12 protein-coding genes are annotated in these 12,795 nt (G+C 67.4%); 9 read left to right on the top strand and 3 right to left on the bottom strand.

Annotation, left to right across the window (positions count from 1 at the left end; translation table 11 throughout):
- Positions 1-49 precede the first annotated feature (49 nt).
- From C5C17_RS12260 to C5C17_RS12235, 6 genes are all read left to right on the top strand, one after another.
- Positions 50-1,843 carry an ABC transporter ATP-binding protein gene (locus tag C5C17_RS12260; protein WP_104253640.1) on the top strand — a complete coding sequence of 598 codons (1,794 nt, stop codon included), beginning with the start codon at positions 50-52 and terminating at the stop codon, positions 1,841-1,843.
- Between the two features lie 107 nt (positions 1,844-1,950).
- The gene (gene typA, locus C5C17_RS12255; RefSeq protein WP_104253639.1) at positions 1,951-3,867 is read left to right on the top strand and encodes a translational GTPase TypA; all 1,917 of its coding nucleotides are present in this window, start codon (positions 1,951-1,953) and stop codon (positions 3,865-3,867) included.
- Positions 3,868-3,912: 45 nt separating this feature from the next.
- Complete coding sequence (locus C5C17_RS12250; RefSeq protein ID WP_104253638.1) at positions 3,913-4,383, top strand: hypothetical protein; 471 nt, start codon at positions 3,913-3,915, stop codon at positions 4,381-4,383.
- On the top strand, positions 4,380-4,706 hold the full coding sequence (gene fdxA, locus C5C17_RS12245; RefSeq protein WP_104253637.1) for a ferredoxin: 327 nt from the start codon (positions 4,380-4,382) through the stop codon (positions 4,704-4,706). The genes C5C17_RS12250 and fdxA overlap by 4 nt, the downstream gene beginning before the upstream one ends.
- A complete protein-coding gene (gene dapC, locus C5C17_RS12240; protein ID WP_104253636.1) occupies positions 4,703-5,833 on the top strand; it encodes a succinyldiaminopimelate transaminase in 1,131 nt (376 codons plus the stop codon). Before fdxA ends, dapC begins: the two co-directional genes overlap by 4 nt.
- A 130-nt stretch (positions 5,834-5,963) precedes the next feature.
- The gene (locus C5C17_RS12235) at positions 5,964-7,298 is read left to right on the top strand and encodes a citrate synthase (RefSeq protein ID WP_104253635.1); all 1,335 of its coding nucleotides are present in this window, start codon (positions 5,964-5,966) and stop codon (positions 7,296-7,298) included.
- Between the two features lie 173 nt (positions 7,299-7,471).
- Here the strand turns inward: C5C17_RS12235 and dapD are convergent, their stop codons facing one another.
- Positions 7,472-8,455 (bottom strand): 2,3,4,5-tetrahydropyridine-2,6-dicarboxylate N-succinyltransferase, encoded by a 984-nt coding sequence (gene dapD / locus C5C17_RS12230; protein ID WP_104253634.1) that lies wholly within the window; start codon positions 8,453-8,455, stop codon positions 7,472-7,474.
- Between the two features lie 74 nt (positions 8,456-8,529).
- On the opposite strand from dapD, the gene dapE reads away from it, so the two are divergent.
- Positions 8,530-9,660 carry a succinyl-diaminopimelate desuccinylase gene (gene dapE, locus C5C17_RS12225; protein ID WP_104253633.1) on the top strand — a complete coding sequence of 377 codons (1,131 nt, stop codon included), beginning with the start codon at positions 8,530-8,532 and terminating at the stop codon, positions 9,658-9,660.
- Positions 9,642-10,901: a hypothetical protein gene (locus C5C17_RS12220; protein WP_104253632.1), complete on the top strand. Its 1,260-nt coding sequence runs from the start codon at positions 9,642-9,644 to the stop codon at positions 10,899-10,901. The genes dapE and C5C17_RS12220 overlap by 19 nt, the downstream gene beginning before the upstream one ends.
- Positions 10,902-11,057: 156 nt before the next feature.
- On the opposite strand, the gene C5C17_RS12215 is transcribed toward C5C17_RS12220, so the two are convergent.
- Positions 11,058-11,654 carry a superoxide dismutase gene (locus C5C17_RS12215; protein ID WP_104253631.1) on the bottom strand — a complete coding sequence of 199 codons (597 nt, stop codon included), beginning with the start codon at positions 11,652-11,654 and terminating at the stop codon, positions 11,058-11,060.
- A gap of 216 nt (positions 11,655-11,870) precedes the next feature.
- Here C5C17_RS12215 and C5C17_RS12210 point away from each other — a divergent pair, with 216 nt between their 5' ends.
- A complete protein-coding gene (locus C5C17_RS12210; protein ID WP_104253630.1) occupies positions 11,871-12,041 on the top strand; it encodes a DUF3117 domain-containing protein in 171 nt (56 codons plus the stop codon).
- Between the two features lie 93 nt (positions 12,042-12,134).
- Here the strand turns inward: C5C17_RS12210 and C5C17_RS12205 are convergent, their stop codons facing one another.
- Positions 12,135-12,764, bottom strand: coding sequence for an O-methyltransferase (locus C5C17_RS12205; protein WP_104253629.1), 630 nt, complete (start codon positions 12,762-12,764; stop codon positions 12,135-12,137).
- Between the last annotated feature and the right edge of the window lie 31 nt (positions 12,765-12,795).

The raw sequence follows: 12,795 nt of genomic DNA, 5'->3' as shown, positions 1-12,795 counted from the left end.
CACCTCAGACACCACGCACTTCGACCGCAGCCCACCGGGAGGCACGCTCATGAGCACGACTTCACGCAAAGACGACACGACGCCCATCCTCGAGGTGCAGGACCTGAGCGTCGAGTTCTGGGTCGGCGGAGACTGGGTCCCCGCCGCGAAGGACATCAACTACGTGGTCCGGCCGGGCGAGGTGCTCGCCATCGTGGGCGAGTCCGGCTCCGGCAAGTCGGTGTCGTCGATGACGCTGCTTGACCTGCTCCCCAAGAACGGGCGCACGTCCGGGAGTGCGAAGCTCAACGGCACCGAGCTCATCGGCGCTCCGCAGTCGACGCTTCGTCGCGCGCGCGGCAACGACATCGCGGTCATCTTCCAGGAGCCGATGACCGCGCTCAACCCCGTGCTCACCATCGGCTTCCAGATCTCTGAGGCCCTGCGCATCCACAACCCCACGATGACGCCGAACGACGCGCGCGAGCGGGCGCTCGAGCTGCTTCGCCTCGTGGAGATGCCGAACCCGGCCAAGGCGTTCGATTCGTACCCGCACCAGCTCTCGGGCGGTCAGCGGCAGCGTGCCATGATCGCGCAGTCGCTGAGCTGCGACCCCGACCTGCTCATCGCGGACGAGCCGACGACGGCGCTCGACGTGACGATCCAAGCGGAGATCCTGGAGCTCATGCGCTCGCTGCACGAGCGCCTCAACTCGGCCATCGTCATCATCACCCACGACATGGGCGTCGTCGCCGACATCGCGGACAACGTGATCGTGATGAAGGGCGGAGAGATCGTCGAGCGCGGCACGGTGCGCGAGATCTTCAAGAACCCGCAGCACGCCTACACGAAGACCCTGCTCGACGCGGTGCCGCACCTCGGCACGGGGGAGGCGAGCGGGCTGGATGCGCGCGAGTTCACGGGCGAGCCGGCTCTCGTCGTGCAGAGCGCCGACATCGAGTACCCGAAGCAGGGGCGCGTCCCGGCGTTCAAGGCGGTCGAGGACGCGACGTTCGAGATCTACCCTGGCGAGATCGTCAGCGTCGTCGGCGAGTCCGGCTCTGGCAAGACCACGGTCGCCCGCGCCGTCGTCGGCCTGCTGCCGGTCGCGGCTGGCTCCATGAAGCTCAACGGCGTCGAGCTGAACGGCGTCTCGCGGCAGGACCTCGCGAAGGTGCGCCGCGACATCGGCATCGTCTTCCAGGACCCGGGCTCGTCGCTGAACCCCCGCTGGCCCGTCGGGCAGTCGATCGCCGAGCCGCTCATCCTCGAGAAGAAGCTCACGAAGGCCGAGATCGAGGCCCGCGTCGGCGAGCTGCTCGACCAGGTGGAGCTGCCCCGTTCCTTCCGCAACCGCTACCCGAACGAGCTCTCCGGCGGCCAGCGTCAGCGCATCGGCATCGCCAGGGCGCTCGCCCTCGAGCCGAAGCTCCTCGTCGCAGACGAGCCGACGTCGGCGCTGGACGTCTCGGTGCAGAAGCGCGTGCTGGAGCTGCTCGTCGAGATCCAGCAGCGCCTGCAGTTCGCAGTGCTCTTCGTGACCCACGACCTCGCCGTCGTGGACCAGCTCGCCAACCGCGTGATCGTCATGAACCACGGCAAGATCGTGGAGCAGGGGCCGACGGACCAGATCCTGCGCGCACCTCAGGACCCGTACACCCAGCGCCTCGTCGCTGCCGTGCCGGTTCCCGACCCGGACGAGCAGGCGATCCGTCGCGAGGAGCGCGCCGCGCTCAAGCGGGGGACAGCAGGCGCGGTCACGGATGAGGTGCTCGGCGACGACATCGTGGTCTCCGACGTGCCGACCGAGCAGCAGGAGATCGTGCTGCGGGCTGAGGCCGAGGAGCGCGAATCCGGCCAGTGACCCGGTAGAAACTTCGACCGGCGTGAGGCCCACCTCACGCTGGTCGGGAGGCGTGCCCTCCGTGACGTAGGATGAACTGCCCTTTTCTCAAATGAAAGCACCCCTGAATGACTGCTGTGCCTGTCGCCCACCGTTCTGAACTCCGTAACGTCGCCATCGTGGCGCACGTCGACCACGGCAAGACGACCCTCGTCGACGCCATGCTGAAGCAGACGGGCTCGTTTGGCGAGCACGACAGCAACTCGACCGAGGCCCGAGTCATGGACTCGAACGACCTCGAACGTGAAAAGGGCATCACCATCCTCGCCAAGAACACGGCGATCTCGTACAAGGGGAAGCACGCCACGGATGGCCCGATCACGATCAACGTGATCGACACCCCCGGCCACGCCGACTTCGGCGGTGAGGTCGAGCGAGGCCTCTCGATGGTCGACGGCGTCGTCCTGCTTGTCGACGCGTCCGAGGGTCCCCTCCCGCAGACCCGCTTCGTGCTCCGCAAGGCGCTCGCCGCGAACCTGCCCGTCATCCTCTGCGTCAACAAGACCGACCGTCCCGACGCCCGCATCGACGAGGTCGTCGCCGAGAGCCAGGACCTGCTCCTCGGCCTCGCCTCCGACATGGCCGACGAGGCACCGGATCTCGACATCGACGCGCTGCTCGACCTGCCCGTACTCTACGCCTCCGGCCGTGCTGGCGCCGCCTCGCACAACCAGCCCGCCGACGGCGAGCTGCCGGACAACGATGACCTCGAGCCGCTCTTCGAGACCATCCTCAAGCACATCCAGCCGCCCGCGTTCGACCCCGAGGCCCCGCTTCAGGCGCACGTCACGAACCTCGACGCCTCGCCGTTCCTCGGCCGTCTCGCACTGCTCCGCGTGTTCAACGGAACCCTCAAGAAGGGCCAGAACGTGGCCTGGGTCAAGAACGACGGCTCGGTGCACAACGTGCGCATCACGGAGCTGCTGGAGACCAAGGCGCTCGACCGCGTCCCGACCGAGTCGGCTGGCCCCGGCGACATCGTCGCCGTCGCCGGTATCCCTGAGATCATGATCGGCGAGACCATCGCCGACCCTGAAGACGTGCGTCCACTGCCCGCCATCACGGTCGACGAGCCCGCCATCTCGATGACCATCGGCACGAACACCTCGCCCATCATGGGCAAGGTCAAGGGGCACAAGCTCACGGCCCGCATGGTCAAGGACCGCCTCGACCGCGAGCTCATCGGAAACGTGTCGATCCGCGTGCTCGACATCGGACGTCCGGACGCCTGGGAAGTCCAGGGCCGTGGGGAGCTCGCGCTCTCCGTCCTCATCGAGAACATGCGTCGCGAGGGCTTCGAGCTGACGGCCGGCAAGCCGCAGGTCGTCACGAGGATCGTCGACGGCAAGACCCACGAGCCGTACGAGCACCTCACGATCGACTCGCCTGAGGAGCACCTCGGTGCCATAACGCAGCTCCTCGCCGCCCGCAAGGGACGCATGGAGTCCATGTCGAACCACGGCACCGGCTGGGTGCGCATGGAGTTCATCATCCCGTCGCGCGGCCTCATCGGCTTCCGCAGCGAGTTCATGACGAGCACCCGAGGCACGGGCATCGCCAACGCGATCGCGCACGGGTACGAGCCGTGGGCCGGCCCGATCACGACCCGCACGTCGGGTTCGATCGTCGCCGACCGCGCCGGAGTGGCGACGCCGTTCGCGATGATCGCCCTCCAGGAGCGCATGTCGTTCTTCGTGCAGCCGACCGAAGAGGTCTACGAGGGCATGGTCATCGGCGAGAACTCGCGCGCCGACGACATGGACGTCAACGTGACCAAGGAGAAGAAGCTCACGAACATGCGTTCCGCCAACGCGGACACGTTCGAGTCGATGACCCCGTCGCGTCAGCTCACGCTCGAGGAGTGCCTCGAGTTCGCTCGTGAGGACGAGTGCGTCGAGGTCACGCCGGAGAAGATCCGCATCCGCAAGCTGCTCCTCGACGGCAACGCACGTGCACGTGCCACGTCGCGCGCCAAGAAGCAGTAGTCGAACGTGCGAACTCGCGTGGTTCGCAGTGAACATGAAGGTCGTATGGCGGAAGTCATCGAACAGCCTGCCGTAGAGCAGCGAACCGGGGAGCGAATCCTCGGTGCGCTGCTCTACGCGCTCTTCGGCCTCATCGTCGGCACGGTCACGACGTTCCTGCACCGCGGCCGCGTCGAGCTCTTCGACACCACGCTGTGGGTGGGCATCGTGCTCGGACTCGCCTGCATCCTGTGCCTCGGCATCGGTCTCCGCCTGTATCTCGTCGACCGGTGGATGACGACCGGCTTCGCGGCCGGTGTCGTCGCGGCTGTCGGTGTCCTCGGACTCTGGAACCCCGGGTCCAGCGTCGTCGTCGTCGGAGACGCGTTCGGCCTCGCCTGGCTGGCGCTCGCATCGCTCATCGCGGCGGCCTGCGCGTTCTGGCCGCAGCTCCCAAGCCGTCGGGCGCGAACGACGCCCGTCCGCGACGAGTACGATGGGAGATCGCCCACGAACTTGGAGGAGTCACCCAAGTGACCTACGTCATCGCCCTTCCCTGTGTCGACGTGAAAGACCGGGCCTGCATCGATGAGTGCCCCGTCGACTGCATCTACGAGGGCGACCGGATGCTCTACATCCATCCAGACGAATGCGTCGACTGCGGGGCCTGCGAGCCCGTGTGCCCCGTCGAGGCCATCTACTACGAGGATGACCTGCCCGACGAGTGGAGCGAGTACTACACGGCGAACGTCGACTTCTTCAGCGAGATCGGCTCCCCGGGAGGCGCGGCCAAGGTCGGCGTCATCCATCACGACCACCCCCTCATCGCGGCGCTCGACCCGCAGGGGGACGGCGCGTGACACTGGGCGAGCTTCCCGACTACCCGTGGGACAACCTCGCGCCGTACGTCGAGCGCGCGAAGTCGCATCCTGACGGCGCCGTGGACCTGTCGATCGGCTCGCCGGTCGACCCGACTCCCGAGATCGTTCGGACGGCGCTGCGCGAGCACGCCGACGCCCACTCCTACCCGACGACCATCGGCACCCCTGAGGCTCGGGACGCCGTGGTCGAGTGGTTCGCCAGGAGCCGGGGCGTCACGGGCCTCGGGCGAGAGAACACGATGCTCACGGTGGGCTCGAAGGAATTCGTCGCCACTGCGGCCTTCTTCCTGCGCCTCGGCGCGGGCGACACCGTCGTCTACCCGGCACGGGCCTACCCGACGTACGAGATCGGCGCCGTCTTCGCGGGCGCGGCGGGGTTCTCAGGCGACGACCCGGCTACCTGGCCTGCATCGACGAAGCTCATCTGGCTGAACAGCCCTGGGAATCCGGACGGGCGCGTCCTCGGCGTCGCCGAGCTCAGGGCCGCGGTCGCTCGTGCACGGGAGCTTGGCGCCATCATCGTCAACGACGAGTGCTACGCCGAGCTCGGCTGGGGTGAATGGTCGGGGGAGCGCATCCCGAGCATCCTCGACGAGCGGGTCACGGGTGGCGACCTGACGAACATCCTCGCCTGCTCGTCGCTCTCGAAGCGCTCGAACCTCGCCGGGTACCGTGCGGCGTACATCGCAGGTGACTCCTCGCTCATCGAGAGACTCCTCGTCGCGCGCAAACACGCTGGCCTCATCGTGCCAGCCCCGGTCCAGGCGGCAGTCGCGACGGCGCTCGGCGACGACGAGCACGCCAGGGAGCAGTACCACCGCTACCGCCGTCGCCGCGAGGTGCTGCTGCCCGCCCTCCAGGCCTGGGGGATGCGCATCGAGCACAGCGAGGCCGGACTCTACCTCTGGGGCACGACGGGACACGACTCGTGGACCACGATCGGCGCACTCGCCGATCTGGGGATCATCGGTGGGCCCGGCGTCTTCTACGGCGAGGCCGGAGGCCAGTACGTCCGCATCTCCCTGACGGCCACCGATGAGCAGATCGACGAGGCCGCCCGGCGTCTGACCGCGGCCAGCGCTGACCATTCCGCGAAAGCACAGTAGACAACAGACAGCACATCGCGGGTTTCATTGTGGATTCGCATAGTCACCTTGTCGACCGATTAGGCTATGAGGACACTGCGCGTTCTGCGTGCTCGCCGGGGAGCATCCCCCACCCGCTCGAGGAGGATCTGTGACTGAACAGCACAAGCAGGCTGAGGCCCACCAGCACGAGGCGGACTCGGCCACCTTCAGGATCGGCGACAGGACCGCGGAGTTCCCAGTCCTGCGCGCCACCGAGGGCGCTGACGCGGTCGACATCTCGACGTTCATGAAGCAGACGGGGTACACCACGCTCGACCAGGGCTTCGTCAACACGTCGTCGACCAAGTCCGCCATCACGTACATCGATGGAGCGAACGGCATCCTGCGCTATCGCGGCTATCCGATCGAGGAGCTCGCCTCCAAGTCGAGCTTCCTCGAGGTCGCCTACCTCCTCATCTACGGCCAGCTGCCGACCGAGTCCGAGTACCAGGACTTCACCGACCGCATCCGCCACCACACGCTGCTCCACGAGGACCTCAAGCGCTTCTTCACGGCACTGCCGCCGCACGCGCACCCCATGTCGGTCCTCTCGAGTGCCGTCAACGCGCTGTCCACGTACTACGAGGACTCGCTCGACGTGCACAACCCGGAGATGGTCGAGCAGTCGACCATCCGCCTCCTGGCCAAGATCCCGGTCATCGCCGCCTACGCGCACAAGAAGAGCATCGGACAGGCGTTCCTGTACCCGGACAACTCGCTCGACTTCGTCGACAACTTCCTCAAGCTCAACTTCGGCAACCTCGCCGAGCCGTACGAGGCGAACCCGGTTCTCTCGAAGGCACTCGAGCGGCTCCTGATCCTGCACGCCGACCATGAGCAGAACGCGTCGACGTCGACGGTCCGCCTCGTGGGCTCGACCGAGGCGAACATGTACTCGTCGATCTCAGCCGGCATCAGCGCGCTCAACGGCCCGCTGCACGGTGGCGCCAACGAGGCTGTCCTGAAGATGCTCGCGCAGATCCAGGAATCGGGCGAGGGCGTCGACCGCTTCGTCGAGCGCGTGAAGAACAAGGAAGACGGCGTCCGCCTCATGGGCTTCGGGCACCGCGTCTACAAGAGCTACGACCCGCGCGCGAAGCTCGTCAAGGAGTCCGCCGACGAGGTGCTCGCAGCCCTCGGGGTCAACGACCCGCTCCTCGAGCTCGCGACGCAGCTCGAGCAGGTCGCGCTCAACGACGACTACTTCAAAGAGCGCAGCCTGTACCCGAACGTCGACTTCTACACCGGCATCATCTACAAGGCGATGGGATTCCCCACCCGCATGTTCACGGTGCTCTTCGCCATCGGCCGCCTCCCCGGCTGGCTCGCGCACTGGCGCGAGGCGAACGGCGACGCCAAGACGAAGATCGGTCGCCCGCAGCAGCTGTACACGGGAGAGGCCGAGCGCCACTACCCCGAAGACCGCGGATTCCAGCTGCTCTGACGCTGGCCCGCGCAAAGACAAGAGAGAGCCGCCGGAACCTGGAAACCCCTGAGAGGGCTTCCGCTCCGGCGGCTCTCGCTCTACGCTGAACGAACAAGACACTCCCCGCTCGAGCCGCACGACAGGTGGCCAGCGGGGAGTGTTGTTCGGTCTCCAGGTTGCGGAGGCTGCTGCTAGGCGTGCAGCGCGTCGTTGAGCTGGATGCCAGCCCCCGTCCGGGCCAGGGCCTCGACGGCGCCGTTGAGCGAATTGCGACGGAACAGAAGGTTCGGCACGCCGGAGAGTTCGGCGGCCTTCACCGAGCGGGGCTCGCCGATCTGACCGTCGGGGTCGCTCACGCCGATGAGGGAGACCTTGGTGCCAGCCGTGACGTACAGGCCCGCCTCGACGATGGAGTCGTCGCCAAGGGAGATGCCGATGCCGGAGTTCGCGCCCAGCAGTGCGCGCTCGCCGATGCGGATGCGCTCCTTGCCCCCGCCCGAGAGCGTGCCCATGATGGATGCGCCCCCGCCGATGTCGCTGCCGGCGCCGAGGACGACGCCCTGGGAGACGCGGCCCTCGACCATGGAACGGCCGAGCGTGCCCGCGTTGAAGTTGACGAAGCCCTCGTGCATGACGACCGTCCCCGGCGCGAGGTGCGCACCGAGCCGGACGCGTCCGCCGTCCGCGATGCGCACATCCGCCGGCATCACGTAGTCGAGGAGGCGTGGGAACTTGTCGACGGCGTAGACCTGGATGCCCTCGCGCTGGAGGCCCGCGCGCGAGCTCGCCGCGAGCTCCGGTCGCATGGGCCCGAGGTTGGTCCACGCGTTGGTCGGCAGGTGGCCGAAGATGCCGTCGAGGTTGATGCTGTTGGGCTCGACGATGAGGTGGCTCAGGAGGTGCAGGCGCAGGTAGGCGTCGACGACGCTCTCAACGGGACCGTCGAGCTCCACGGTCACGGTGACGGGGCTGACCTGGACCTGGCGACGCTCGTCATCGTAGGCGAGGGCGGCGAAGCTCGCAGGCGAGATGTGCGGGTCCCGGCCCTCTGGCAGGGCGCCGAGCGAGGGCGTCGGGAACCAGGCGTCGAGCACCTGTCCGTCGTTCGTGATCGTGGCGAGGCCGTCGCCCCACGCGGTCCGCGGGTCGTTGGAGGTTGCTGCGTCGTTGGTCATGGCTCCAGGCTACCCAGCGATGCGGTCGCGCGGGACGAGCGAGCCGGTTCCGGTGAGGACTTAGGCTTGAGCGCATGTCTTCTCTCGCGAGCGCCGACGCCCTCGATCTCACGCGACCTTCGACCGAACTCACGAGGCTGCTGTGTGACATCCCGTCGGTCTCCGGTGACGAGGCGCTCATCGCCGACACGATCGAGGCCGCGCTCGCTCCGTACCCGCATCTCGAGGTGCTCCGGCTGGGCAACACGATCGTCGCGCGCACATCGCTCGGTCGCGCCCAACGGGTCGCGATCGCGGGGCACATCGACACGGTTCCGATTAACGAGAACGTCCCGACCCGCCCTGAGGTGCTGACGCCCGAGCAGGCGGCCGCGGACGTGCCGGGCACGCAGGCCGGCGAGTACCTGTGGGGGCGCGGCACCGTCGACATGAAGGCCGGCGTCGCCGTGCAGCTGCGGCTCGCGGCGGAGCTCACAGAACCCGCCGTCGACGTCACCTGGATCTGGTACGACAACGAAGAGGTTGCCTCAGACCTCAACGGCCTCGGGCGGCTGGCCGACGCGCGACCCGACCTGCTCGCCGCGGACTTCGCGATCCTCGGTGAACCCACGAAGGGAGAGGTCGAGGGCGGCTGCAACGGCACGATCCGCGTCGACATCCGCACGCGCGGCAAGCGCGCGCACTCCGCGCGCGCCTGGGTGGGCGAGAACGCCATCCACAGGGCGGCGCCGATCCTCGCGAGGCTCGCAGCCTTCGACCCGGCCACCGTTCCCGTCGAGGGGCTCGACTACCGGGAGGGGCTCAACGCCGTCCGCATCTCAGGGGGAGTCGCCGGCAATGTCATCCCAGACGAGTGCGTCGTGCACGTCAACTACCGCTTCGCTCCGGACAAGTCGCTCGGTGAGGCCGAGGCGAAGCTCCGAGAGTGGTTCGGCGACTTCGAGCTCGACTTCGTGGATCGCTCTCCCGCCGCGCGTCCCGGGCTGGACGCGCCGCTCGCCCGCGGCTTCCTGGAGGCCGTCGGCGCGGAAGCCAAGCCGAAGTACGGGTGGACGGACGTGGCGCGCTTCTCGGCCCTGGGCATCCCGGCCGTCAACTACGGACCAGGCGACCCGCTGAAGGCGCACGCGGACGACGAGCGGGTGCTGCTGACCGAGATCACGCGCGTCGAGGAGGGGCTCCGCACGTGGCTGACCTCACGCTAGCCAGGACGGGGCGCGACGATTTCACCGTCGCCGCTGACACGCGGCCCACCTACTTCTCCTACTACTGGAATCGTCTGCCGCCGCTGGCGCAGGTCGCCATCATCTTCGCCGTCTCCCGGATCGTGACGACCACGTTCCTGCTGGCGTTCGCATCGCAGCAGCAGGAGACCTGGCAGTCGCCCGCCAAGCCCGACCTGTGGACCTTCTCGAATCTCTGGGACTCCGCCTGGTACCAGCGCATCGCGACGGGGCCGTACGGCTACTCCAGTGACCTGCCGAGGAACGATGAGGGGCAGGTGACCGAGAACGCGTGGGCGTTCATGCCCGTGTACCCCGTGCTCGTCCGCGCGCTGATGCTCGTGACGATGCTCCCATGGGAGATCGCGTCTGTGCTGGTCGCGACGGCCTTCGGGTTCGCCGCAGCGTGGGTCTTCAACCGGACGCTGGCCCTGGTCGTCGACAAGAGCACGACGTCGTTCGCGACGCTGCTCTTCTGCATCGGGCCGACGAGCCCCCTGCTGCAGCTCGGCTACGCGGAGAGCGCGCAGAACTTCTTCGTCGCGCTGCTGCTCTACCTGCTCATCAGGCGGCAGTGGCTCGTCATGCTCCCGGTCATCGTCATCGCGTCCTTCACTCGCCCGACCGGGCTCGCGTGGGCCATGACGCTTGGCCTGTACTTCCTCGCTCGCTGGTGGATGCACGCCAAGGGGCGGGAGGACTTCCCGAAGCCGGAGGTCATCAAGGTCATGGCGGCCGGTCTGCTCTCGGCGCTCGCCGGCTTCGGCTGGCTCCTCATCGCCTGGGCCGTCACCGGCGTTCCGTCGGCCTACATCGACACGGAGCTGGCCTGGCGCATCCACTACACCGGCCCCATCGAGCTCGTGCCGTTCACCGGCTGGTTCCACGGCGCGACATTCTGGTTCGGGCAGCCGATCGGTGCCATCATCGTCGTCCTGTTCGTCGTCGTCGTGCTCGGTGTCATCGCGCTCCCGGTCATGCGAAGGCTCGGCATCGAGATCAGGATCTGGCTGCTCAGCTACTTCACGTATCTGTTCGCCGTGTTCTTCCCGCAGTCGAGCACCTTCCGGCTGCTCATGCCGATGTTCCCCGTCCTCGGTGCGGTCGCCATCCCCAAGTCGCCGCTCTACCGGGTCGGCGTGGTCGTCGTCATGCTCGTCGGCCAGCTGGTCTGGCTGTACCTCTGCTGGTACACCGTGGAGGGTGACTGGACCCCTGCTTAGTCCGAGCAGGCCGTCATGGGCAGTGCGTCGCGGCCCTCGAGCAGGCCGTCGCCGTCGCGAAGGGCCGCCCGGCTCGCCTCGGCCCCAGAGACAACGATCGCCGCATCCGGCAGGGATGCGGCGATCGTCGTCTGCGGGTCGCCCCGCGCGGTTGAGCTAGGAGCGTGCGGCGTCGAGACGCTCGCCGACGTTCTTCCAGTTCACGATGTTCCAGAATGCCTTGATGTAGTCGGCACGGACGTTCTGGTAGTCGAGGTAGTAGGCGTGCTCCCACACGTCGAGCTGGAGGAGTGGCGTGACCCCGAACGGGATGTTGCCCTGCTGGTCGAACAGCTGGAACGTCGTCAGGTTGCCGCCGGTCTGGTCGTAGCCGAGCACCGCCCAGCCGGAGCCCTGAACGCCGAGCGCCACCGCGGTGAACTGCGCCTGGAACTTCTCGAGCCCGCCGAACTGCTCGTCGATGGCGTCCTTGATGCCACCCTCAGGCTCGCCGCCCTCTGGGGAGAGGTTGGTCCAGAACACGCTGTGGTTGACGTGCCCGCCGAGGTTGAAGGCGAGGTCCTTCTCGAGCTTGTTGATGTTCGCGAGGTTGCCGCTGTCTCGCGCCTCAGCGATCTGCTCGAGGGCCGTGTTCGCACCCTTGACGTACGTTGCGTGGTGCTTGTCGTGGTGCAGCTCCATGATGCGAGCCGAGATGTGCGGCTCGAGAGCCGCGTAGTCGTATGGAAGGTCGGGAAGCGTGTATTCAGCCACGGAAAGTCCTTTCGATCATCTGGCAAGAGCGGGAGGCGTCGTCGACGCCAACGCCTTCCGACGCTACACCTCGCTTCTGGTCGTTCCCCCGTCGTTTCGCCGCACGTCGGCGGCCTTGCAGAACACGACTTTTCACATTCCGGAGGGCCGAATGCACACTCCGTCCACGAATTTGGGATACTAGGAAGACACTGCACAAATCTTGGAGGCGCAATTATGGCCGCGATGAAACCGCGTACTGGTGACGGACCTATGGAAGCCATCCGCGAAACACGGCTGATCATCGTCCGTGTACCCCTCGAGGGTGGCGGGCGCCTCGTGGTGTCCGTCAACGACGACGAAGCACGCGAGCTTCGCGATGCGTTGAGCTCGGTCGTCGGCGAATAGCCGTTCCGCACGAAGCAGAAGGGCGTCGACCATTCGGTCGGCGCCCTTCTGCTGTGCCGACTCTTCTGCTGTGCCGACTCGGGGCCGTCTTGCTCAGCGCAGCTTCGTGAGCTGCAGGATCCCGCCGTCGAGGGGCAGGAGGGAGAGCCGCAGGTCGTCTTGCAGGTCGAACTCGGCGTAGAGCGCGCGAAGTCCGCTCGTCAGCGCATCGCGACGTGCCGGGGATGCCACCTTGCCGCCGTTGAGCGCGCCGAGGGCCACGATCGTGCCGCCCGGGCGGATGAGCCGGAGTCCGTGCTGCAGGTGCGCGCCGATGTGTGCCACGTCGCCGCCGATGACGACGAGGTCATACCCGCCCTCCGTCATGCGGGGGAGCACATCCTGCGGGTGGCCCGTGATGAATCGGAGGCTCGCCCCCCGCGCGCCCGCAGAGATGAGCAGACGACGAGCGTGGCCGAGGTACTCGGGCTCAGCGTCGATGCAGGTGATCGTCGAGCCCGGCGCGCCTCGCCAGGCCGCGTGGGTCAGGACCCCCGCACCGGTGCCGATCTCAATGATCGTGGAGGCGCCGGTGGCGGCGGCGAGGAATGTCAGGTGGGCGGCGGTTGCCGCCGAAGGAAGAGGGAGCCCGAGTTCGAGCGTCAGCTGACGAGCATCCCGGACGAGGGTATCGTCCACGATCCGCTCGTTGATGTAGCGCGAGCTGAGCTCCAGTTCAGACATTCTTCAAGACTAGCGTCGGCCTGGACCGCGG

This window comes from Pseudoclavibacter sp. RFBA6, assembly GCF_002931575.1.
In the GTDB taxonomy this organism is placed as follows: domain Bacteria; phylum Actinomycetota; class Actinomycetes; order Actinomycetales; family Microbacteriaceae; genus Pseudoclavibacter; species Pseudoclavibacter terrae.
Note: the sequence above shows the minus strand (reverse complement) of the source record. Positions and strands in the feature narration are given on the sequence as shown.